This window comes from Lewinellaceae bacterium (assembly GCA_020636105.1).
GTDB lineage: Bacteria > Bacteroidota > Bacteroidia > Chitinophagales > Saprospiraceae > BCD1.
On the sequence record JACJYL010000001.1, the window covers coordinates 1422980 to 1448325 of the forward strand.

Genomic DNA, 25346 nt, shown 5'->3' on the forward strand with positions numbered 1-25346 from the left:
TGTTTTCGAAATAATATATTTTATCTTTGCAGTCCTAAATATCGCGGGGTGGAGCAGTTGGTAGCTCGTCGGGCTCATAACCCGAAGGTCGTAGGTTCAAGTCCTGCCCCCGCTACTAAGAAAAAAAGCCTGTCAGCAATGACGGGCTTTTTTCGTTTATGCCTATCTTGTGAAAAAAGAAATCAAATGGATACAAAACTCAAAGGGGACATTGCCGAACAAGCCGTTGTTTTGAAAGCATTAAAACTTGGTTTTGAAGTATAAAATTTTAATCGAAACCAAAAAATGTCAAAGGAATCCAAAATCTGTTTATTTTAGAGAGACCTGAAATCTTATCCTAAAAAAGGACAAAATTAAATGAATAAGACTTCTGCAGTCTGAATTATACACCTGTCTACTGACGCAACGCTACCGTATATACATAAATTTTTAGGGTACAATAAAATACAACCCATTTCAGGGTTGCCTGCAGATATTGTTTTAACACAGCATTTCATACTGTGTTAATTGAGATTCATCCCCGTTGGGGATTTTTTTTACAGAATAATCCAATTAATTCGTTTCTCATTACTAAAATCTATTCCCGAAAGGGAATCAATATTAATGGCAATGGATGAAATCCATTGTTTAATAAAATAAATTTGGCAACTCTGAAAGAGTTGAATAATATCTACCTAAAAGTAACATTTATGTATATACGGTAGCTGACGCAACGTCGGCAGGTTCTGAGGTTCCAAAAGTACTAGACAGAACCGCAAAATATCGAATATCGAATATCGAATAACGAAGTTTTTGGGAGTTCAAATTTCAAAAAATGACTTTTAAAAGGATCCACTTTCTAAATTCTACCCACTAACAAATATACTATCCCATGTCCCACAACCCAATTCTATTCTTAGACTTCGACGGTGTCCTGCAAATCGACAAATTCGATAATGCCTGGAGGAAAGGCTTAGAACCCTTATTGCATGGATACCGGGACCGGGATCGGTTTGGTTTTTTATTTGATGCGGGCTGTGTAAAAAACCTGGAACAAATAATCGATACCACCGGAGCTGATGTTGTGATCAGTTCTTCCTGGCGTTATCTGGGCGTTGAAGTGATGCAGGAGATGTGGGAAGCACGAGCCTTACCTGGCAAGGTGGTAGGTATCACGCATTTTGATGAGGAGCTTTTGTATATGATTTCACGTGGTAAGGAAATACAAGACTGGCTGGATATCCACAAGGTAACCAACTATGTCATTTTTGATGATGTAGATGACCTCCTGCCCCATCAGAAAAAGCGTTTTATTCAAACACATTATGAAACGGGGCTTACCCGGGAACAGGCTGCAATGGCCATTCAAATGCTTGGTTAGATAAAAAAAATCCCCGAACCAAAGCCCGGGGATTCATATTTAAAAAACCATTAATTATAAAGGCTAATATTTTAATATCTTTTCATTCGCCAGCCGTTCGTTATCGCTATTGATCAGGGTAATGAAATAAACCCCCTGGTCCAGTCCTTCAAGCCCAATCCTTGCGGCATTGTTTTCAAAGGTTATCATTTCCTGACGAACGATCTTGCCATCCACGGCAACAAGCTGCAACGTCAACTGGCCAATATACGGAAGATGCACAAACACCTCATCATGCGCCGGGTTGGGGAACACTTTGGTGTCCTGGAACAAATCCACCCCGCTGCAATCCTCATCGATGTTGTTATCCGGATTTTCTGAAGCCAGCGGGTTGACCAGCGGATTGTTGTCATCACAATCCAGGTTGTTTTCGACATAACCATCCGGTGCCCAAAGCTGACAAGCTTCAATGGCTACCGTGGCATCTCCGAAATGGTCACCGTCATTGTCCTTGTAATAAGTTATGACCGGTACGCCATCGTCTGCAAGACCGTTACAGTTGTTGTCTTTACCATCACAAGCCTCCTCAGCTCCCGGATTGATCTCTGAATTATTGTCATCACAATCCTGGTTATTGGCGACATACCCTTCAGGAGCTCCATCCACACAGACCTCGACTGAGTTGGCAGCATCCCCATAGGAATCGCCGTCTTTGTCCCGGTAGTAAGTGGTGATCGGAAGTCCTTCATCCGTCGAAGCATTACAGTTGTTGTCCATTCCGTCGCATACCTCCGGTGAATCAGGATTGATGGAACCATCGGCATCATTACAGTCCATGGCGTTGGTAACATACCCTGCCGGAGCCGTATTGTCACAGGTTTGTATCCATGTGCCCGCATCACCATAATTGTCCTCATCATTATCCCGATAATAGGTGAATTGTTCCAATCCTTCATCCTCATAACCATTGCAGTTGTTATCGCTTCCGTCGCAAACTTCAGCCATGGCAGGGTTTACATTGGCATTGGTATCATCACAATCCAGGTCATTGCTCACATAACCGGGAGGTGCGGTGGCTTCACAGATTTCAACCCAGTCTCCCCCGTCACCATAGGTATCATTGTCATTGTCCCGGTAATAAGTATAATAGGTAATTGCATCATCCGCGATCAGGTTACAATCATTGTCCAGTCCATCACAAATTTCCGAAGCTCCGGGATGGATATCCGGGTTGTTATCATCGCAATCGATATTGGAGGTATAACCATCTCCATCTTCATCCCGGTAGAAGAATTTTTCGGCAAAAGCGAAACTTGAATGCCCTATTCTGTATCCTATGAGGCGTCCTGGAATATCATCGCAAGGCGGGTGAATGCCTCCCCATATCCTCGAAAGGCTGCACTGGTCAGAAGCGTCCTGATAGGTAGCCCATTGAAGGGTAATGGTTTCAGAGGGTCCGTCTTCAAAGACAAGAAATTCATTCTGGGGAGCAGGAAATACACCCATTCCTCCCGGGAAGAAATTATCCCCCGTGAGTTGTGTCAGTATTTCAGCAGCAGCCCTGGAATAAGTGGAGTGTCCTGAAATATATCCAGCAAAAGGAGGCGTCACAAACGATGGCCTTTGGTAGGGCCACCAATCCTGTGCAAGGATCCAGCCTACCCCGGCGACATCTGTTGCCGGATCATTTACATAATCCGGCCCACGCCATGCTTTTAGTTTTATTTCACCCACATGCTGGTCATCATTCCCTGCAAGCGGATCACCAATATTTACCAATTCGATGGCTCCTTCCACAAGTGGAATCCCCGCCGGATCATAACTTGGCAAAAACGGAGAGGAAGATTGTCCTCGAGCGGCCATGGATCGAATGGCGGATACGGGTCGAAGGTAATCGTACCATCCCTTAATCCCCCATGCAGAAATAGCCACATCGTGCATCGTTCCCCCTAAAAGGAGGTATGCTTTGACATCCCATTCCAGGTCATCGATTATTTCCCCCTGACCCCTGAATTTTTTCACCAAATCAGGATGATCATTGACATAATTGAGAATGGTAAACCAGTGGCCCGGAGGTGTTTCGGAATTAGGACCGTCCGCCCAGAATTCTGCCAAAACGCGGCCATAATCTCCCCGTTTTACAATTTGAGGTTCGTAAGGCATCCCCGTTTTGGGATTGAGGTCATACCCATGACCAATATCACCGCCATCCTGGTAATTATAAAAATCCCTTAACCCCTGTATGGTAGTTGGATAAGCATCCAAAGGAATATTACCAATGGCGCCAGGAGAAATATCCCACATCGTATTATCATTTGGATCAAGGTGCCCGGACCAAACGGCCACCAAGGAAAAATTCCACATATATTCCTGTGACAGTCCTCCCCCATCATCCTGGATGTAAGGCGGTGGTCCCGGATCATCATATACCCAATACAAATGGCCATCCCGATTGTGAATGGTTGCATCATCAATGGATAGAGAAAATGGCGTGACATTGCCCCATTCCGGGCTTAAAAAAGCCGGTGTATTAAAAGGGATTACATTCCCAGACTGATCGATAAACACATCAAGGGTTAGTGGTTGCCACCGATTCGGGTCCTCCATTACATTGGGCTCATCGGATAGCATGACCAAAGGGGCATTGACCGGCGCATAGTACTGATTGGCATAACCGTTCAATTCATTGGACCCATCCTGAAAACCAAAATTGATGAGCTGGTTAGCGATATAGTTCCCCAGGCAGGCAGGCTGCCCTGTCGCATAATTCTGCGAAGTAAACGTTTTATCATACCCCAACTGATCCATTAAATTATCATAAAGCCCGTACAGGTAAGCCGCTCCGGGTGAATTCTGGAACCTATGTCTCATCAGGCGATAAGCCGCATAACTAATGGCTTCTTCCCTGGCGGCCTGTACGTCCGCTGGTGTCGGAACACCATTAAAATTGCAGGTGTAATTACCCACTGTACGCCCCAGGAAAAATGGCCTTGCTTCCTCATCATAAGCCGCCCAGGCATCATACATAGCGGCCGAAACGTGGAAGAGGTTACGGGCATGAACCGTAGGTCTGGCAAAGTCATTTCGAATGGACTCCAGCAATAATTCGTTCCATTCACGTGCCACAGAATGCTGTGCAAACACAACACTTTGCATCCCGGTCAACAAAAACAATAATAAAAAGTAAAATTTAAATTTCATACGCATTTTTTTATCGTTACCAAGATCAAATGGATTTCCGGAAAAAATAACAAATCCCGGGAATAATGAGTCCAGCAACTATAAATACAGCTACTTAAAACACCTTTGCTTACCCGGAAAGTGAAATTTTGTGTTTTTTTGATTAGAGTCTGCAGAGTAGCCTTATTAACCACAAATTTTAAAAAAAGAAAGCAAAAAAGATTACTCTGAAATTTTTTACGGGAGATTTGCTTAATTGTTCCCTTTTCAGCACTTTATTTGCACTGAACTGCATATTTAATGATTACTTTGGCAAAAATGAAATGAAATGGTAAAAAATCCTGCCATTAACAAAAGCTTTAACAATTTTGCTTTGCAGATTCTCTAAAAAACTCGCAAAAGACGTAAACAAAAACCACTTAAAAACATTTAATTCTATTCAATCTCCTCCTCTTTTGTGATCTAAATAACACATCCCTAAACCCAGAATTACTATTTTTGCAAATAATTTAAATAAAACAATAAATAAGATATAATGGCAGACGCAACAGAACATGTAAAATGTTTGATAATCGGATCAGGACCTGCAGGTTATACCGCGGCAATTTATGCTGCGCGCGCCAATATGGGACCGGTTGTATATACGGGAAAAGATCCCGGCGGACAATTAATTATCACTACAGAAGTGGACAATTATCCCGGTTATCCTGATGGAGTTATGGGTCCTCAAATGATGGAGGATTTCCGCAAGCAGGCAGAGCGCTTCGGCACCCAGGTAAGATACGATATGATCAATAAAGTTGATTTTACCGGCCCGGTGCATAAAGTATGGACCGAGGGCGGTGTTGAGGTTCATGCCGATACGGTAATCATTTCAACAGGCGCCAGTGCCAAATGGCTTGGTATCGAATCCGAGCAAAAATTAATGAACAAAGGGGTATCTGCCTGTGCTGTTTGTGATGGATTTTTCTTCCGTGGCCAGGAAGTAGTGATCGTCGGTGGCGGGGACACCGCTTGTGAAGAGGCTTCCTACCTGGCAAAATTATGCCCGAAAGTACATATGCTCGTCAGACGTGATGAATTGCGCGCTTCGAAGATTATGCAAAAGCGTGTGATGAATATGGAAAACATTGAGATTCACTGGAATACTGAAGCATTGGAGGTCCTTGGAGAAGAAGAAGTAGAAGGAGTAAAAGTCTTTAATAACAAGACCAAAGAAACTTCTGAAATTGCCGCCAGTGGTTTTTTTGTCGCCATAGGCCACCAACCGAATACAGGAATTTTTGCTGAATGGCTGGACAGGGATGAAATCGGTTACCTCAAAGTAAAACCCGGAACCACTCATACCAAAATTGAAGGCGTATTCGTAGCAGGAGATGCACAGGACAAGGTCTACCGCCAGGCGGTCACTGCCGCCGGCACCGGATGTATGGCAGCCCTGGATGCAGAAAGGTATCTTACGGAGAATGAAATCATTTAATTTCCAAATTCCCATTTACAAGGGATGAAATAGTTTTATATAAAACTGATTTCCAGCGATTTAAATGCATTCTATTTATGCTATTTAAATTCGTTTTTTATTGGTCAACTTTTTTTAAAAGACCGCTGATTTCATGTACATTTTTTTTACATTTGTACGAATTGAAATTAGAGGTCTTTTTTAAATTTAAAACAGATATTATGTCTAAAAATACCAAATTCCGTAAAGGAGTTTTACATGGTGACGAAGTAACAGAGTTATTAAACTATGCGAATGAGCATAATTTTGCAATACCTGCAGTCAATTGCATCGGTACGGACACTGTCAATGCCGCTATGGAAACGGCGGCCGCGGTTAACTCTCCTGTAATCATTCAATTATCCAATGGCGGTGGCGTATTTTACGCCGGTAAAGGCCTGAGTAACGAAAACCAGCAAGCAGCCGTTCTCGGATGCGTTTCAGCGGCAAAACATGTTCATGAACTGGCTGAAGCCTATGGCGTAACCGTTATCATGCACACTGACCACTGTGCCAGGAAATTGCTTCCATGGATTGATGGATTGATCACTGAAGGTGAAAAATTTTATGCCAAGAAAGGTTATCCATTATACAGCTCTCACATGATCGATCTTTCTGAAGAACCTATCGAGGAAAACGTCGAAACCTGTGTTGAATACTTAAAACGTATGGATAAAATAGGCATGACCCTCGAGATCGAGCTGGGGGTTACAGGTGGTGAAGAAGATGGTGTTGACAATTCTGATGTCGATAGCTCACGCCTTTATACTCAGCCGGAAGAAGTAGCCTATGCTTATGAAAAACTGTCTGCTGTAAGCAACCGTTTTACCATTGCTGCAGCATTCGGTAACGTACACGGCGTCTATAAGCCAGGGAATGTAACCCTGCGTCCCATTATCCTGAAAAATTCACAGGACTATGCCCAGAAGAAATTTAATACAGCACCCAATCCAATCAACTTCGTATTCCACGGAGGCTCAGGCTCTTCCCAGGAAGAAATTCGCGAGGCAGTTGAGTACGGCGCTGTAAAAATGAATATAGATACCGACACACAGTGGGCCTTCTGGGATGGTGTAAGGGAATATGAAGCCAAAAATCACGCTTACCTCCAGGGCCAGATCGGGAATCCTGACGGTGATGATAAGCCAAACAAAAAATATTATGACCCACGTGCCTGGTTGCGCGCGGGAGAAAATACTTTTGTGGCAAGGTTGAAACAGGCTTTCGAAGACCTGAACTGTATCAACAGAAATGCATAATTGAACTCTTTTTAGCTTTTCAAAAAAGTAACCCCGAATTTCGCCTGAGTGAAATTCGGGGTTCTTTTTGGGGGTTCCCCAATATCAATTACCAAATGTAGAATTTTGAAGTATTTCAACCTTCCTCTTTTTTAAAAAATCGTCCATATAATCATTGAAATAAAATCAGGATACTTTATCTCCTGATATGATGCGCATTGCAGTGAAAATTTCATTATGAACGTGGAGGTCATCTTCCTATAAAAAAGGAATAATATATTGATTATGATATAATTATGATATAAAACAGGTTGAAAAACACTTCCGGTATTCAAAAAATCCGGCGTTTTTATTTGACCATTTTCAACCCTGTTATTTCACGACTACAATTCCGAGGGATTTGGCTAATTCTGTCCGGATTTTATCCAGTTTCAATTGTACGTGCAAATATTTGACTGATTCATCGTGTTGCCCGGAATCGCTGAGTTCTTTGATCTTTTTTCTGTTCTTTTCACAAATTCGGGTAATTTTCCTCAAACGAAAATGCATCAGGACTTTGGAACTTTCTTCAATAAAATTCGCATCGGGTTGTTTTTGGTTCAAAAAAATTTCAAACCTGTTTCCCCAATTTTCACTAAATTCATAAGGAGAAGACATTAAATTAACGCTGAGCACCTGAATTTTAGGGTTCTCATGGTTGATAAAAACCTGGGAAGTGATCGGTTTATTTTTTGCCAGCATTTCCTGGCATTCATGGGCAATAAGCTTATAGAGCTGATTGTCAAATTCATCGATCACATCCTCTATATTATGAAGCAGGTATTCGGCTACGGTAATGTTCTCTTCCTTGTCAAATATTTCCCCCCCTGAAGAGATGAGGAGCCGCACAATGTCCTTCTCCTGGAATTCATCTCCTACTATCCCCTCCTTCCTCTTTTGCTCCGGGATGAAAACAGGAGGTTCCTCCCCCATTCCAAACCCTTCTTCATAACCATATCCCGGGTCTTCAGATGGAAATCCGGGCTCCATGGTTGGAAAACTTCCATCATCGGGAGGGGGAGTTTCTGTTGGGGCCTGCCGGTCGGCCTGCCGTTGTTCCCGACGTCTGTCCAGCTCCCTTTCCTGTTGGCGTCGTTTCATCTGAGAAGATACCGTTTTATTGGTTTCATTGATGAGGAGATTTTCATCCACTTCAAACAACCGGGAACACTCTTTTACAAATAGGGAACGCTTCAACGGATCGGGGACGCGTGCGATGCTATGCACAATTTCTTTGATCAACCCTGCTCTTTTAATCGGATCGTTCCCTGCTTCTTTCAATAACAGGTCTGCTTTGAAAAGAATAAAATCCTTGGCTTCCGGTCCGTTGATGTAATCCAAAAAGGCTGTAGTTCCGGCTTTTTTCAGGTAGGAATCCGGATCTTCTCCCTCGGGAAGGATGACCACCCGAATATTCAGATCCTGCTCCAGCAACATATCCACGCCTCTTAGAGCTGCCTTTATTCCGGCATTATCCCCGTCAAAAAGTATTTTGACATTGGGGCTATATCTTTTGATCAAACGAATCTGCTCCACCGTCAGGGAAGTTCCTGAGGAAGCCACCACATTTTCTATGCCGGCCTGGTGCAGAGAAATCACATCGGTATAACCTTCCACCAAAATGCATTCATCCTGTTTACGGATGGCCGTTTTGGCAAAATAAGCGCCGTATAGAACGTTACTCTTGTGATAAATTTCAGTCTCCGGAGAGTTAATGTATTTAGGTGCCTTGACATCCTTTGCCATTATTCGTCCGGCCAGAGCCACCACCTTTCCCGAAAGATTGTGGATGGTAAACATCACCCTGTTTCGGAAAAAATCACCGCCATATTGAGTGCTCAGTCCCAGTTTTTTCAACAATTCAAGATTGTACGAAGCATTGACTGCCGTTAAAGTAAACTGATCCTTGCTGTCAGGAGCATATCCCAATCCGAATTTTTTGATCGTTTCCTCGCGAAAACCACGTTCCTTGAAGTAACTCAGGCCAATGCTTTTGCCCATATCGGTTTCAAAGAGTTGATTTTGATAAAAGTCTTTGGCAAACTGGTTGACGAGGAACAAACTGTCTGCTTGTTGTTGCTTAAGCCTTTCCTCAGGGGATACTTCTGTTTCCTCGATCTCGATGCCATACTTGCCGGCCAGATGACGCAAGGCCTCGGGAAAGGTAAATTGTTCGTGCTCCATCAAAAACTGAACAGGGTTACCTCCTTTGCCGCAACCGAAACATTTATAAATATTTTTGGCCGGGGAAACGGTGAAGGAAGGGGTCTTTTCATTGTGAAACGGACACAAGCCAATCATGTTGACGCCGCGACGCTTCAAACTTACATAATCCTGGATCACTTCCTCTATTTTAGCGGTCTCCAGGATTTCCTGTACTGTCTTTTCTGATATCAAATTTTATATGTTTACAAAAACCAAACGTTTATGGAACGCGGATGGAACGGGTTTTACGGGTTTCAACGGATTTTTATCTGTTTCTATCCGTCCTATCCGTTTCATCAGTGTTCTATCCTCTTCAACCAGCAACCAGCAACCAGCCCCCTAAAGCCTCACCTCCTCTTCATTAATAATTCTTCCGTTGATACATCGAATGATGGCAGCCGGAAAATTTTCCAGAATGCGGTAATCATGCGTGGCAAACAAAATGGCTGTATTCTGTTCTTCAGCCAGTTTTCTCATCAGGATCAGCAGTTCATCGGAGGTTTCCGGATCCAGGTTCCCGGTAGGCTCATCGGCAATAATCAGTTCAGGGTTATTGAGCAATGCCCTGGCGATCACCACCCGCTGCTGCTCTCCCCCTGACAATTGATGCGGCATTTTGTCTATTTTATCCTGTAACCCAACATAACTCAACGCCTCATCCACCTTGGAGTTCATCTCCCATTTGTCTTGCCAATCTGTCGCGCGCAGCACAAAAAGTAAATTTTCCGCCACGGTCCTGTCGGACAATAAATTAAAGTCCTGGAAAACGATTCCGAGTTTCCTTCTCAAAAAAGGAATATTGTGGCGGTCCAGCTTACTCAGGTCAAAACCGGCAACCTGCCCTCGGCCTTCTGTCAAAGGCAAGTCCCCGTATAACGTTTTTAGCAAACTGGATTTACCACTCCCCGTTTTTCCAATGAGGTATGCAAATTCCCCCTTTGAGATGCGCAGGTTGACTTCCCCAAGCACCTTCTGGCCTTTCTGGTAGATATTCGCATTGTCCAATTGTACGATCAGATTGTGTTGCATTTTTTTTGATTGCTTCTATAGCCGACGAAATCTATTTCAAACAGGATTTCATTCAGGAAAAAAGATCTTATGGAGATTTTTTTATTACTTCGCTTTTTTTAACCTGATAGATTTTAATTTCTAAAACAAAGATTTTCCACAAAGTTATTCCTTACGGTCTCAAAAATAGGGAAACTGAATGAGAATTACTAAATTTCGACTTTGGATAAAAGTTATGCCCGAATCATGCAGCAAAAAATCGTTTTAATCGGCGCAGGAAATATGGGATATCACCTGGGGAACCAGCTCTACAAATGTAATGCAGGGTTATGCCAGATTTACAGCCGCACCCGGGAAAAGGCCCGTCGGCTTTCTGAGCAAACGGAGAACATTCCTTATGTAACGAGCCTGGAAGATATCAGGAACGATGCCGATCTTTACATCGTAGCCGTTAAAGACGATGCCATTATTGAGGTGGCAGCGCAACTGGAAGTTCTTGGGGCATCGGGCAAGTTGATCGTACATACTTCCGGAGTGACTTCTTCCGATGTTTTTGCCCCCTGGTTTTCCAGGTATGGAGCCTTTTATCCTTTTCAAAGTTTCTCCATTGACAGGAAGCTGTCTTTTTCCGAGATTCCCATATGTTATTACGCCAATAATGAGCAGGATACCCTCTTTTTGAAATCCATTGGTGAGCAGTTAAACTGCAAAACTTATCCCATCAACGACAGAGAAAGGGCCATCCTCCATGTCAACGGGGTTTTTGTCAATAACTTCACGAACTATTTATACCAAATATCCTGGGACATTACCGAAAAAGAAGGGATTCCATTCGAATTATTGCGTCCTTTGATCCTGGAAACGGCACAAAAGGTAATGGATCACCCCCCCGGGCCTATGCAAACCGGACCGGCCATAAGGGGAGATAAAAAAAGTATGCACTTTCACCTCGATTACCTAAAACAATGGCCCGATTATAAAAAGGTTTACGAAGTATTGTCGGAAGGTATTTCTAAAACAAAAAATATTTAAAACTTCATTAAAAAATGAACAACACAATTGATTCAGAAAATCTGACTTTAATTTGCGGCACTCGTGAAATTTTGGGGGAAGCCCTGAAAGGGGATGACTATTTAGCGGCAATCCTTCAGGCAAAAGTTCCGAAAAAATGGACCGAATTCGGAATGGTGGTGATCGGTTATGCGCTGGATATTATTTCTGAGAATCCTTTGGAAGACAAATGGTGGACCTGGTTACCCATTCACAAAAAAGACAAAATTCTGATAGGAAGTTGCGGTTACAAAGGAAGTCCGGAAGACGGCATGGTGGAGATCGGGTATGAAATTATTGAGTCTTACCGGGAAAATGGTTATGGAACCGAAATTGCACAGGTATTAATCAAAAATGCCTTTGACTACCCGGAAGTTAACATGGTTCAGGCCCATACCCTGGCGGAAAAAAATGCCTCAACCCGTATTTTGACCAAATGCGGATTGAAATGGGTGGAAGAAATTGAAGATGAAGAGGATGGATGGATATGGAGATGGATCATTGAAAGATCAGATTTTAAAGGTTAAAAAGGCGTCCGTTTCGAATGAGAAAATTTTCCACACCACCGCTACTTTAATACCATTATGCAATTACCTGAATCGTTTATATCACAATTACGACAGCAGCTGGGCGAATCGCTCGAAGCCTTCCAGGACGCCCTGGATACCCCTGCTCCTGTAAGCCTGCATTTCAATCCTTTTAAAACGAATTTATCCAAAAAAGAAAATTATGAAGGAGTAAAATGGTATTCCAACGGAGTATATTTACCGGAACGGCCGGTTTTTACCCTTGATCCATTGTTCCATGGAGGGCAGTATTATGTGCAGGAAGCCTCCTCCATGTTCCTGACAGAGGCGGTCAGACAATGTGTGGATTTAAACAAACCGCTGCGCGTTCTCGATCTGGCAGCTGCCCCGGGAGGAAAAAGTACTTTACTGGTGTCTATCCTCCACCCGGAAAGTTTTATTCTCTGCAATGAAGTCATCCGGAGCCGGTTTAAAATACTGGAATACAATCTGATTAAGTGGGGAACCCCCAACACCTATCTCAGCAACCATGATAGTGAGGATTTCAGCAAACTGGAAGGGTTCTTCGACCTGATCCTCCTGGATGCCCCCTGCTCAGGGGAAGGATTGTTCAGAAAAGATGAGGATGCGGTAGGTCATTGGTCGGAAGATCATGTAAATTTCTGCTCCCTCAGGCAACAACGCATCTTGAAAAACACCGTACCACTGCTCAGTCCCGGTGGCACCTTGATCTATTCAACCTGTACCTACAATGAACAGGAAAACGAATCCCATGGCCTGTGGCTGGAAGCAGAATACGGCCTGGAGCATTACCCGCTTGAAATTCCTGAAACCTGGAATATCCTCCATCGAAACCGCGGGGTTCAATTTTATCCACACAAAGTGAAAGGAGAGGGATTTTATATTGCCTGTTATAAAAACAATGGTGGCCGGGAAATCAGTTTCAGGAGCAAACATACACCAAGGGTCAATGGGCTGACAGCGGTAGAAAAAACTGAATTAAGCCGCTGGCTGGTTCAACCCGAAGAGTATGATTATTTCAAAGATCACCATGAAGGAGTGAGGGCCATTTTAAAATCACATGCTGAAATACATCAATGGGTCCAAAAAAGCCTGGCCCGATATATCCCGGGTACCTTTTTAGGCACATTTAAAAGAGAGCAGTTTATTCCAAGTGCTGACCTGGCCCTGAGTATCATGGTTTCCCGGGATCTGCCTTCCGTAACACTTGAAAAAGAACAGGCGCTGCGTTTTCTTAAAAAAGAGCCCCCCGATTTGGATGAAATCCCTGATGGCTGGGCTTTGGTTACCTATCAAAATTTGCCCCTGGGCTGGATTAAAGGGATCCAGAACAGGGTAAATAATTACTATCCCAAAGAATGGCGTATCCGGATGAATATTGACTAAATAAAAAAGAGCATTCCAACCAAATCTCGTTTGATCAGAATGCCCTTCATATTAATATTCATTAACCTAACTAACTCTATTGATCTTTATGCCAAACTGGCCATATCACGTACGAGGATACGCCCCCGGTTGAAATAAATGAGATCGGATTTTTTCAACTCATTTAAAACAAGTGTAACCGTTTGGCGGGAGGTACAAGTAATATTTGCAATATCCTGGTGGGTCAGGGAGTGCTTCAGCAACATTTCATACCCGACCCTTCTTCCTCTATGCTCGATTGCATCTTTGATGAAATCAACGATACGGGTACGTGCATCCTTAAAAATGAGGGATTCCAGCTTTCCCTCGGCTTTCATCAGCCTGCTTCCAAAGAGCGCCATCACCTGGTTGCACAATTCAAAATTAAAGCTCATCAGTTTTTTCAGATCACTCACCTGAAGTACAAAAAGGTTTACTTCTTCCTTCAGGGCCTGAGCAAAATCATTTCTGTGGGTTTCCCCGATAAGACCCAATTCGCCAAACATTGCGGTGGGATGGATTAATGATTTAATCACTTCTCTTCCGTCATTGGAATGGGTCCCAATTTTTACGGTTCCTTTTGCGAGTAAAAAGACTGAATCCGAAGATTCGTCCGGTAAATAAATAAAACTGTAACGCTTTACTTTCCTCGCCTCCATTACCTCTGCTAGTCCATATTTTTCATCCGCGGAAAGACAGTCAAAAATGGGAAACTGCCCTAAAAAATTGATTTTGGATTCAGTACTCATGTCCTTATATTTCTGTTTTATTTATTTGAACGTTGAAATCTATAAAAAAACTTTCAACGCTGCAATAAGCTCTCAGGATTAAAAGACACCATTGTCTCACCCCTCCCCCACGCGAAACAGAATTTTTTTTCTTTCGCGTTAAGAGGTAGATAATTAAGGTATTGCCCTCCTTTCAAAACATAATATCAATATTAAATTATTTATTGCAGAATATTTAATATAAATTTTGTTTCGACGGCGGATTTATACTTTTGATTAGGAAAATAAATTTATCAGGCGAGAAAAAAAACAGTGAAAAAATATTTTTTCACTTAATCAATAATGGAAAGAGAATCCAAAACGGCACTGTACCCGGCGAAGATGCCGTGGCCGCCTTCTACATTATTGTAGATAAAAACAGGCTCGGTCAAAATGCCCCCAGGACTTTTCTTTTGACGAGTGACAGAGGAGTAAAACTGATAGTATTCACGGGAAACCGTCCTGAATTCAATATATAATTTTCCCAGTGACTCGGTGACCGGGTTGATCTCATAGGCCACACGGAAGGAATAATTACCGTTCAGGGGATCGTCCTCAAGCAATAATCCCCCGGAAATATTGGCTAAAATATCATTAGCATCATTATTGTCAGAGAATTCAAAAGGGATAAGGTCAACGTGTTCGTCATCGCCTCCCGTTAAAGGATGGGTATATACTTGTTGAAACAGGTTGAGGTGATAAAAATCTTCCTGGTCAGGAGTATCGTTAAACTGCAGGTTCACCGTATAAGAATAATTGATTCGGTTGCCCGTTGTATTTTGAATAACCACATCTGAAATGGAGATTTCGGAAAAATGCCTCGGTACCGGAATCCTGCTTTGGGCCACTACGGGATCAAACCCGTCGAGTTCGGCTCTGATATAATATTTTTTGCCGATTTCAGGAGAAAATCCCGCGGTGGAATAATAAGGCATCATCCTCCCTCCTGGTATTTTAAAACCAAGTTGCTGGATCAGGTATTCTTCTTCAAACAATTCTACCTTTACATCCGAAAGGAACTCCTCAGGGGCTTCATCAAGCACAAACCGACTTGAATTCAATTGCACATGAATATCCTGGTTGTCGGTAAAGGATGCATAAATGACCAGTCTTTGGGGCGGCTCAGGCAATTGTAAATCCACTTCCCGCTCACAGGTAGAGGCGGAAAAAACCACGAAAACAAAGAGGATCACAACATATCGCCAAAACATAATCAATGTAATTTCATTCTACAAAGATATTAAAATTTTACAGAATAACTTAAAGATGGTACAATGGGTAACAAAAGTACCTGAACAAACTTATTCGTTTCCTTTACTTTATCTTCTTCAATATTTAATTCTCGGCGCAACTGGTAATAAAGGGGATTCTTTTTGTTATAAGCGTTATTTACCCCGATACTAAGCTGATGGTTTGAGTGTTTTCCCGGAATATAAACATTCAAATTCAGATCCAGCCTATGGTAGTCTGGCATCCGGTTTTGATTTTTTGTTCCAAAATCAATAATGGGGGCCGGATCGATTTGCAAAAAATTGGACAATTGAATGTTGTATTTTTCAAGCGGCAGATTGTAGGCAAATCCCGTGCTGTAGATCCAATTGGCCGTCAACTCAAACCTGGCATTAAAGCGATGAGCCAGTATTATTTTAAAATCATGCCGCCTGTCGTATTTAAAAGGATAGGTATTGCCAAAATTGATTCGGTCAAATTGCCTGTCGGTAAAAGAAAGGGTATAGGCAATCCAGCCCGTAGTTTTTCCTTTATTTTTTTTAATAAAAAATTCTGCCCCGTAAGAACTTCCTTTGCCTTGAGTAACATTATTCCTCCAATCATTGTAAAGGGAAGCCCCTTCGGAAAAACTCAACAAATTATGCATGATTTTGTAATAGGCTTCCACATTAAGGGAATAATTTTTGCCGGGCTCTACCGTAGCGCCCACCACTACCTGAGAAGCGGTTTGTGGCGCTATTTTATCGGTAGAAGGCACCCACAAATCGGTAGGCAAGCCTATGCCTGAGCTGGATAACAGGTGTAAAAACTGGGAAGTCCTGCTATAGGCAGCCTTGAAATTCCATTTTGGAAACGCCTGCCATCGGATGGAGAGCCGCGGTTCGATAATCCGGTAATTCCTTTTGATGACGCTCTGCACATTGGCCCTGAGTCCGGCATTGATGGTCCATTTACCCAAAACGAACTCATCTTCCACATAAGCATTGTATTCCACTGCCCTCACAAGAGGGTTGTCGGCACCGGTATTTGGGGGACTGTCTGAGTAATCCCGATAAATAACGGCTCCCGGCCTAAAATTTTTGTTGTGTACTGAAAACCCAAAACGTACATAATGCAAAGCACTGGGCACAAGGTCAAAATCGAGATGAACGCCCAGGTCTTCTATTCCCGTAAAATAACTTCCGCGAGCATAACTATGGAGCAATGCTTCCTCACTTTCATCCTGGAACAAAGAATCCAATGTGGTAAATTCAAAACCAACTGCAAGTTTACTATAGGTCACTGAGGTATTTCCAAATAGTTTATCACTAAACAGGTGATTCCATCTCATAGCAGCCACCTTATTATCCCATTGCAGGGACTGCTGGTAGCCGTAATGATACTGGAAGGTCACCGGGTCTCCTTCATTTTCAAATGCATAGTATTTTTTTTCATCTCCCTGATCCAGAAAAACATCGCCACCCGTATAAAAACTAAGGTACAGCTTATCCTCATCGGAAAATGCATAGTTGATTTTGGCGTTGAGGTCGAAAAAATCATAGGTGGTTTCTCCTTTTTCTCCAATCTCCTTTTTCAAACTGGCTGAATAAGGTTTTAAATACATATCGAGATAGGACAACCTTCCCGAAAGAAAAAAGGAGCTTTTATTTTTCACCAGGGGCCCCTCGAGCCCGGCACTTCCCGTCAGTAACCCCAGGTTGGCCCAACCTTTGATTTCTTTCATATTCCCCTCCTTGGTACGTATATCCAGAACGGAGGAAATTCTCCCCCCGTAACGTGCCGGAAAACCTCCCTTTACCAACTTTGCCGTACGTATAGCTTCCGTGTTAAAAATGGAAAACAACCCTACAGCATGAGCAATGTAATATACAGGCACCCCGTCTATAAGAATAAGGTTCTGACCGGCATTGCCTCCCCTGACATAAATACCTCCTACCCCATCCGTTCCTGTTTGCACCCCTGGCAACAAATGGGTCGTCCGCAAAATATCTTTCTCTCCTCCCAGAGCCGGCAACCTTTTAATATCGGAAGTATTGATCACATCAATGCTTACGTCATTGGCCAATACGGTTGTACTATCTGTTGCAAAAACCATCACTTCTTTAAGCGTCAGATCACTTTCCAAGGATAGATTCACCCTAATGTCCTTAGTCAGATCAACACTTAATGCTATGGCTTCAAAACCGATATAAGAAAAAACCAAATCCACCCCTCCAGTATTCAGGGTAAGACTGTAAAAACCATAAGCATTGGAAACGGTGCCTTTTCGGCTTTTTTTATCAAAAATACTGGCACCGATCAGTTTTTCTCCTGTTTCCTTATCTTCCAGGAAACCGCTAATCGTATATTTGCTGGGCTGTGGAGCCGGCTTTACCACCAGAACCACCTGTCGTCCCACAGCTTCAAAACCTATATTCGTGCCTGCCAGGATAGCTTCCAGCGCTGTTTTGAGCGCAACCTCTTTTAATTGCAGGTTTATATTGCGCTCGGGCAGGATTTTATTATTGAAAATGAGCTTGACATTGTGTTGGTCGATCAGCTGATAAAGCACTTCCTCCAGGCTGACATTTTTTGCATCGACACTGACCAACTGCTCAAGAGGGGATTGAGCCAACAAGGTTGTCGAAAAAATCATCATTACCAGAAAGAAATATATTTTCTTCATTGATCTGAAAAGTTACTGGACATCAATCGGGATTCGGGAGGCTGTTGCAACTGCAAATTCTTCAATGAAGCAACAGCATTTCATTTCAGGCTTATTTCTTTGATTTTCAATAAATTAAAAATAATTTTAATAATGAAATTCTGCGTATCTCTGCATTTTTCACAGGAACCCTGCTTTTAGAAAGCCTTCGCAACCCTTTGGCATGTCATAATAACGTTTTAAATATGTTCTTTGCAACAAAATAAAGTAATAAATCTTCAATTGTCATTCAAACAACCTTTTTTTTATCCTCGGCGATGATTGAAAAACCACGAAAAAACAGCAGGATGTGGCCTGACAAGCCCGGTTCAGCAAAATTTTCAACCCGTTCGTCTTTCTAATTTGCGCAATTGAACGTAAATGCTTAGTTTGTTGTTGAGAATAATAGTGTTCACAGATAATAGATTAACATGCTATATTCAATTAGTTTTTTTGCAGCCTTGGTCTTACTGGGCGTTTGGTTTTACAATAAAAAGAACGAGAATGTCACCAAACTTATTCCCGCTCTCCTGGGGTTAAGCCTGTTGACTTATGCCGGTAGTGTGGCTTTCGCCTCTGCCGGGATTCCAGATAAATTATTTACTGCCTTCCGCGACCTCATGGTGCTTGGAGCTACCAGCTTGCTGTTCCAGGTATTTTCCAGAAGTAAAATAACCTTCCTTCCGGTAATGCTGGTCAGTCTGCTGCTCTACATGTGGTATAATGGTAAATTCATGAGCCACACCTTTGATGCGCCAACTGAAGCCATAAGTGTGGCCAATAATGCAGAATTACTGATTGAAATTAATGAAAACGAAACGCCCGCGTCCCTTCAAAAAATAATAGATCGATACCACCTTACGCTTAACCGCGCTTTCCAGCCGGAAGACGGCACCATTACAGACCTCGATGACTATTACACTGTGGATATCCCTGAGGCTTTCGAAAATAAAAGACCGGAAATCGAGCGGGCGCTCAACAAATCAGGCTTCATCGATTGGGTGGAAGCCAATGAGGTGATACAAATTGATCCCATGACTCCCGCCAAACGTCTGCCGGAAGTCAATAAAAAATTCGGGCTCAACGATCCGGGCATTGAACACCTTTGGGCCTTTGAAGCCATGGAGATGGATAAATTGTATAATTACCTGGAAAAGAACAAAGTAAAACCTCAGAAAAAGGCCCTCGTCGCCATCCTCGATACCGGCGTGGATGCCGAACATGAAGATATAAAAGGTAATTTCAAATCCATTGAAAGCCAATACAATAATGATCCACAGGGACACGGAACACACTGTGCCGGCATTGCCGGGGCCGTTTCCAATAACGGTGTCGGAACGGCCTCCTATTCCCGCGACAACAGCTTCACACAGATCAGCAGCATCAAGGTACTCAATGCCAATGGCATGGGCACACAGCAATCCATCATCAGCGGTATCCTCAAGGCGGCCGATAAAGGAGCGGATGTCATTTCCCTCTCCCTTGGGGGGCCCTCAAATCAAAGCCGTCAGCGGGCCTATAAACAGGCCGTCGCATATGCCAATAAAAAAGGCGCCATTGTTGTCGTTGCAGCAGGCAACTCGAACCGCAATGCCAAAAATTATTCCCCAGCCAATGCCCCCGGTGTAATCGCCGTAAGTGCGGTGGACAATGAACTCAACCGGGCGGTTTTTTCCAATTACGTACATGATATCGATATGGGCGTTGCCGCTCCGGGAGTGGATATCTATTCAACAATCCCTTCCAACAAATACGCAAGTTACAACGGTACTTCCATGGCAACCCCATATGTAGCCGGCCTGCTCGGACTCATGAAAAGCATCAACCCTAAACTGACTACAAAAGAGGCCTATAACCTTCTCAAAAACAATGGCAAAAACACCCGGGATACCAAATCTACCGGAAAATTCATACAGCCTGCGAATGCGGTGAAAGCGTTGGTGGAGGGGTAACTGGTTACTTGTTGCTGGTTTTAGATTATTTCAATAGTAAAAAGGTATCTGATTACGAAGGAATAACCAATCATGTTAATCGTGTAATCCTGAAAATCCTGATCCTGACAAAAAGGCTCGTTGCGCGTTGCCGGTTACTTTTATGAAAACCCGTTAAATCCGCGTTCCTTTTTTCCTCAACGGGAGGAATAGAACACAGATGGAACAGATAAAACGGATGAAAACGAATTTTTTACATGATGAGACATCTTCGTGTGATGGTTCGTGCGTGGAGCAAAAGGAGTTTTCTAATACTTGCAACTAAAACAGATCATTTCTCATTCCTGCAATTATTTCCCGATTCAAGATAATTTTCTGACATTTGCGGTCATGAAAAAAACACCACTAGTCCTGAAAGGCATGGCCATGGGCATCGCGGAAGTGATTCCCGGCGTATCGGGCGGTACCATCGCCTTTATTACAGGCATATACGAGAGACTCATCAATGCCATTAAGGTCATTTTGAACCCGTCCATCATCGGCACTTTAAAAAAGGAGGGCATGAAAGCCACCTGGCAAAAAGCCGACGGCACCTTTCTGTTTTTTGTAATGGTCGGAATGGTCACCGGACTGGTGGGCGGCATTTTTACCATCACCCATTTGCTGGAAACTTACCCTACCCTGGTCTGGGGTTTTTTCTTCGGACTCATCGCCGCTTCCATTGTTTATGTGGGCAGGCAGGTAAAAAAATGGAACTGGATAAGCGTTACAGCCTTTATCATCGGAACAGCGGTGGCCTATTATATCACTGTGGTGAACCCGGGACAGGGCAGCGAATCCCTTCCCTTTGTTTTTCTTTCAGGAGCACTGGCCATTTGCGCGCTGATCTTGCCAGGCATTTCGGGTAGTTTCATTTTATTGCTGCTCGGCATGTACACCATCATTATTCCCACTGTCAAAGATGCTTTAAAAACTTTCCACATGGAAAGCCTCCTCATCACCGGTGTTTTCGGGCTGGGATGTTTGTTGGGGCTTGCATTGTTCTCAAGGTTACTTTCGTGGACTTTTGCCCGATACCACGATCAGACCATGGCTGTGCTCACCGGATTTATGCTTGGCTCCCTTAACAAAATATGGCCCTGGCGTAATGTTTTGGAATACAGAATCAATAGCAAAGGGGAAGAAGTGCCTTTTATTGAAAAAAATGTGATGCCGGCGGCTTATGAAGGCAATGCCCTTGTTTTTGGAGTGATTATAGCTATAGTGCTTGGACTGGTGGCTGTTTACCTGCTTTCAAGGTATGAGAAGCCAGAGGAGAAAATATAGGCTTATTTTGGTGAAATTAATTTAACCGCAAGGCGCGTAAAGGAGGCGCAGTGTACGCGATGACTACCCGGCGAAATTTGTCGTAAAATTCGTATTAAATCTTTATCTCCTTTGGCAAAAAAGGCGCTGCATCTCCCCCACCCTTGATGATCTCGCGAACGATGGTGGAGCTGATATGGGAATATTCGGGCTTGCTGATGAGGAAGATCGTTTCCAGCCCTTTCCCGAGGATGTTATTGAGTTGGGAAATGGTTTTTTCGTAATCAAAATCCGAAGCATTTCTCAGACCACGAACCAGGTAGCGCGCACCGATCTTATGACAAAAATCGACGGTCAGCTTTTCAAAAAAATCCACTTTGATAGTCGGCTCATCTTCAAAAACTTCTTCGAGCCAGGCCATTCTCTGTTCAAGGCTGAATAAGGTGTTCTTTTGCGAATTCACTCCAACTGCCACTACGATCTCATCAAATAAAGGCATGGCTCTTATGATCAGGTCATAGTGGCCAATAGTGATCGGGTCAAATGACCCGGGGAAAACCGCGATTTTTTTCATACTGATAATGCGTTCGGTGTTCTACAATTGGATGTAAAGATTATAAATCTCTGCAGCAATACAAATAATATCCATAAGGAATACCAATTATTTTACCCCGCTTTTCCCGGGCCCCAGGTAACCGGGCCTCCTTTGACTCCGTGTTTTATCCTTACCATTTATATGGATTCCGGCACAAATTTGATCAATAAACAGGTAATGATTCTGTTACATACTTGTTTAAACCCAATTTAGCGATGCCATTTCCTAATCAATTACCAGCCGCTGAACTGCATAAACATTTTCTCCTTTTAACCGGACAAAATACAAACCGGAAGGCCATGAACTCACTTCTATTGGTTGCAGCAGTGCATCCGATTCCCTGGCTTGCCAAACCACTTTGCCGTTTAGATCAATAATGGTGCACTCGAAATCTCCTCCGAAAGTTCCATTCAAATGAAGGTTGATCCTGTCTTGGGCTGGGTTGGGAACGATCGTAAAGCCAGTTCCCGCATCATTGCCTATGGAAACGGCCACTACCTCGGAAAACATCTTTCGTCCGTCAAAATCCAATTGCAGCAACCGGTAATAATACGTTTTTCCATTTTGAAGGGTTTCATCCTGGAATTGATAGGTATGGGGCTGTTGACTGGTGCCGTTGCCTTCCACCCAACCAATAGACTCAAAAAGCTCCTCACCCTCCATCTTTCTCTGCACCTCAAATCCTGAATTGTTGAATTCCGATTCCGTTTTCCAATCCAGCAACACATCATTGCCACGGCCCCGGGCCCTAAAATCGACCAAAGTCACAGGGAGGGAAGCTTCGCAACTACACACCACAATGTCATCGAGATACCAACCGTCCCAGCCATTACAGCCATCGGTTCCCAGCTCCCACCGCAGGCGGAGATTATCTCCGGCATGAACACCCAACTGGGTCAGGTTGATCTGGCTCTGTCCCCAGCTTCCGGAAACAGATCCTTCATCCGCTCCGGTAAAAGCAGGTTCACCCCCCATGGGATTATCATTATCCCCGCCATTTAAACTGCCATTGTACGGGTTGAAAATAAAAGCCGAAGCAGGCACCACGGTCCAGGGACCATTATTGAGTTTGTATTTAATGTTGCCCCCGTCCCAGTTCAGTTCCATGGAAGCATAATGGTCAAAAGCCAGCAGAACAGGATCAGAGGTAGTGACGGGAATGCTGATGAGCGGGCTTCGCAATCGGATGATGCCATTTTCCAGGTCGGAATAGCAGTCTCCGATAATCAGATCCGCGCCGTAAATTCCGGCTCCGGGTCTGTTCTCCGGTAAATTGGTGATGATTTCCCAATCATGGTTTTCCCAGGTAGAGCTATTTTCAGGGAGCTGAACCACCGACCAACTGCCGAGCCCGGATTCAAAATCCTGAGTTGCAATGTCGTACTGGAATTTCCCGTCAGGGCATAATTTTGGAGGATTGGACGCCAACATATTGGCAAATCCACAAGGAGGCGCCTGCCTGAATTCAACCGCCACATTCACCTCAGCCACTTCATTACAATCGGCCACCGTAATGATCTGACCGGAAAGTCCGGCCGGGGATACTCCGGTCGATAATCCTTCCAGATTTATGCCAACCAGGTCACTGCATGCCATTTCCAAGGCATCAGCCTGGGCACTGAAATCACTTGTGCTGGTCAGGTAAACGCTTTGGGCCCGCCAGAATATGTGTGCGGTTTTGGTTAATCCAAGGGCCGAAATACTCTGTCCGTTATAATTGCCGCCATCCACCAATAAAGCATAAGCATGGTTGTTGACCCCGGAATTGGTATGCACTCCTCCGCTATCTCCTGAACCGCAGTTGTATTGATTATCTGTGACCTTTCCTGGATCGGATTTGCAATTCGGATTCCACATATCCCGGATGGCTCCTCCAAAAGCGGATGCGTCCTCTCCTATCATCCATTTGTCGGAACTGTTGCATGAAGTACGGTTAGACAGGTTTTCACCCGCGTCCTGGTATCCGTTGAGCAGATCCACCGTTTCCCCCCAAATATCTGAATAGGATTCGTTGAGGGCACCCGATTGCCAGGCGTAGATCAGTCCGCTGGTGTAACTGGTGTAAGCATGTCCCCATTCGTGTGCCACCACATCATCGGCGGCCGTTCCGTTGCAAAAATTGGTAGTACTGCCGTTCCAGTTGGCATTGGGGCAGGAAATATTGGGATTATTGTTGATCGTTCTCATTGTTGCGCCTGCATTGTTATAAGAATCAAAACCAAAGGCATGAGCAAAAAAGTAGTAGGCATGGCCTGCGGCCTGAACTTCATTCTGCTGCCAGATGCTCAGGCTACCCGGGAAAGCATTCCCTTCGTTCCAGACCTGATTCCCGGTATTGTCCTCATAAACTCTTCTCGATAGAATAGCATGTATCCCGGTAAACTGTTCGACAATAGTTCCTTTGATCGCATCCACATAAACATATTCCAATACATCATTTTTGTTGCCAACCTCCAGTTCATATACCAGGTGATTAGCTCCCGGAGCCCCTTGCACCAGTCCTTTGCGAAAAAGATATATTTTCGAATGTTGTATTTCCAGGGGAACCCCTGAAACATTCAAATCCTGATTTCCAACATAATCCAGGGCTATTGATGCCGCCACGTCTTCACTTAACAGAGGGAATATTCCCGCTTCAATGTTGGGAACATATACCCCATTGACCGCTGAAAGTCTCGACTGTTCATCAAAATGAAACCGGAGATCGCCTCCAAAGACGGGAATACCGTGATAAATTTGTTTGTAATACAAGTGGCGATGCCCCAGGAAATCTGTTTCCGTTTTAAAAAATTGCAAGGCAGTATCCGGATCCGATATACCGAAAATACGTCCATATTGTTGGAGAAAAAAAGACACTTTTTCCTCCAGGCTGTTGCCCTGTATTACCAATCGATCTTCCCTGGAGAAGCGGACAAAACCTGCGGCTCCTGTGGCCTTGTTAAAGCTAATGGTGGCCTTGGTTTGGCTTATAAATGAATTAATATCGACACTGTTGATCGTTTGTGCGGATATGGGAATCCATAAACCTAAGAGGCAGCATATTAAAATGCCGGGGATAAATTTTAATTTCATGTTGAAGGGTAGTTGCTATGGGGCGACAAATTAAAAACATTTTTGGTTATCAAATACTACTCCCCTCCGGTTTTTTTGACGTTCGGCAGTCAGAAACTCAATGAACTGTTTTTTAGGTAATTAATTCTGAGGTTAAATAATTGATTTAGGGCTTGGGTTAAGTTGTCCCGGCACTGCGTGCACGAGGATCTCCCTTCGGTCGATTTCAAAATGGTTTCAGTAAGTTCGCAGCCACTTCGTTGTTCGATATCGGG

General features: G+C 43.6%; 16 protein-coding genes and 1 tRNA gene. 9 read left to right on the plus strand and 8 right to left on the minus strand.

Annotated features, from left to right (window positions below; genetic code table 11):
* Nucleotides 1–42: 42 nt before the first annotated feature.
* Both H6571_05245 and H6571_05250 read left to right on the plus strand, forming a co-directional pair.
* A tRNA-Met gene (locus H6571_05245) sits at nt 43–115 on the plus strand.
* A gap of 756 nt (nt 116–871) precedes the next feature.
* Nucleotides 872–1360 (plus strand): hypothetical protein, encoded by a 489-nt coding sequence (locus tag H6571_05250; protein ID MCB9323131.1) that lies wholly within the window; start codon nt 872–874, stop codon nt 1358–1360.
* A gap of 63 nt (nt 1361–1423) precedes the next feature.
* Here H6571_05250 and H6571_05255 read toward each other — a convergent pair whose 3' ends face one another.
* Nucleotides 1424–4540 carry a T9SS type A sorting domain-containing protein gene (locus tag H6571_05255; GenBank protein ID MCB9323132.1) on the minus strand — a complete coding sequence of 1039 codons (3117 nt, stop codon included), beginning with the start codon at nt 4538–4540 and terminating at the stop codon, nt 1424–1426.
* Between the two features lie 514 nt (nt 4541–5054).
* Between H6571_05255 and trxB the strand changes: the two genes are divergently transcribed.
* Nucleotides 5055–5999 (plus strand): thioredoxin-disulfide reductase, encoded by a 945-nt coding sequence (trxB, locus tag H6571_05260; GenBank protein ID MCB9323133.1) that lies wholly within the window; start codon nt 5055–5057, stop codon nt 5997–5999.
* 200 nt (nt 6000–6199) lie between these two features.
* Nucleotides 6200–7276, plus strand: a complete 1077-nt coding sequence (gene fbaA, locus H6571_05265; protein MCB9323134.1) for a class II fructose-bisphosphate aldolase — start codon at nt 6200–6202, stop codon at nt 7274–7276.
* Nucleotides 7277–7627: 351 nt separating this feature from the next.
* Here fbaA and H6571_05270 read toward each other — a convergent pair whose 3' ends face one another.
* The gene (locus tag H6571_05270) at nt 7628–9691 is read right to left on the minus strand and encodes a DNA primase (GenBank protein MCB9323135.1); all 2064 of its coding nucleotides are present in this window, start codon (nt 9689–9691) and stop codon (nt 7628–7630) included.
* A gap of 147 nt (nt 9692–9838) precedes the next feature.
* Nucleotides 9839–10528, minus strand: a complete 690-nt coding sequence (locus tag H6571_05275; protein MCB9323136.1) for an ATP-binding cassette domain-containing protein — start codon at nt 10526–10528, stop codon at nt 9839–9841.
* Nucleotides 10529–10753: 225 nt separating this feature from the next.
* Between H6571_05275 and H6571_05280 the strand changes: the two genes are divergently transcribed.
* The 3 genes from H6571_05280 to H6571_05290 are packed head-to-tail and all read left to right on the plus strand — an operon-like array spanning nt 10754 to nt 13491.
* Nucleotides 10754–11539 carry a DUF2520 domain-containing protein gene (locus H6571_05280; protein ID MCB9323137.1) on the plus strand — a complete coding sequence of 262 codons (786 nt, stop codon included), beginning with the start codon at nt 10754–10756 and terminating at the stop codon, nt 11537–11539.
* A 14-nt stretch (nt 11540–11553) separates the two neighbouring features.
* Nucleotides 11554–12084, plus strand: coding sequence for a GNAT family N-acetyltransferase (locus H6571_05285; GenBank protein MCB9323138.1), 531 nt, complete (start codon nt 11554–11556; stop codon nt 12082–12084).
* 54 nt (nt 12085–12138) lie between these two features.
* Nucleotides 12139–13491 carry an RNA methyltransferase gene (locus tag H6571_05290; GenBank protein MCB9323139.1) on the plus strand — a complete coding sequence of 451 codons (1353 nt, stop codon included), beginning with the start codon at nt 12139–12141 and terminating at the stop codon, nt 13489–13491.
* 86 nt (nt 13492–13577) lie between these two features.
* Here H6571_05290 and H6571_05295 read toward each other — a convergent pair whose 3' ends face one another.
* The 3 genes from H6571_05295 to H6571_05305 all read right to left on the minus strand — a co-directional run bounded on the left by H6571_05295 (nt 13578) and on the right by H6571_05305 (nt 18171).
* Nucleotides 13578–14258, minus strand: a complete 681-nt coding sequence (locus H6571_05295) for a Crp/Fnr family transcriptional regulator (protein ID MCB9323140.1) — start codon at nt 14256–14258, stop codon at nt 13578–13580.
* A 311-nt stretch (nt 14259–14569) separates the two neighbouring features.
* Nucleotides 14570–15487 carry a DUF4249 domain-containing protein gene (locus tag H6571_05300; GenBank protein MCB9323141.1) on the minus strand — a complete coding sequence of 306 codons (918 nt, stop codon included), beginning with the start codon at nt 15485–15487 and terminating at the stop codon, nt 14570–14572.
* Nucleotides 15488–15516: 29 nt separating this feature from the next.
* Nucleotides 15517–18171: a TonB-dependent receptor gene (locus H6571_05305; GenBank protein ID MCB9323142.1), complete on the minus strand. Its 2655-nt coding sequence runs from the start codon at nt 18169–18171 to the stop codon at nt 15517–15519.
* A 443-nt stretch (nt 18172–18614) separates the two neighbouring features.
* On the opposite strand from H6571_05305, the gene H6571_05310 reads away from it, so the two are divergent.
* Together H6571_05310 and H6571_05315 are read left to right on the plus strand one after the other, a co-directional pair.
* Entirely contained in the window at nt 18615–20141 is a 1527-nt protein-coding gene (locus tag H6571_05310) for a S8 family serine peptidase (protein MCB9323143.1), read from the plus strand.
* A gap of 369 nt (nt 20142–20510) precedes the next feature.
* The gene (locus H6571_05315; protein ID MCB9323144.1) at nt 20511–21446 is read left to right on the plus strand and encodes a DUF368 domain-containing protein; all 936 of its coding nucleotides are present in this window, start codon (nt 20511–20513) and stop codon (nt 21444–21446) included.
* A gap of 94 nt (nt 21447–21540) precedes the next feature.
* Here the strand turns inward: H6571_05315 and coaD are convergent, their stop codons facing one another.
* Nucleotides 21541–21999 carry a pantetheine-phosphate adenylyltransferase gene (gene coaD / locus H6571_05320; GenBank protein ID MCB9323145.1) on the minus strand — a complete coding sequence of 153 codons (459 nt, stop codon included), beginning with the start codon at nt 21997–21999 and terminating at the stop codon, nt 21541–21543.
* Between the two features lie 246 nt (nt 22000–22245).
* Nucleotides 22246–25092, minus strand: coding sequence for a M4 family metallopeptidase (locus H6571_05325; protein ID MCB9323146.1), 2847 nt, complete (start codon nt 25090–25092; stop codon nt 22246–22248).
* Nucleotides 25093–25346: the final 254 nt, after the last annotated feature.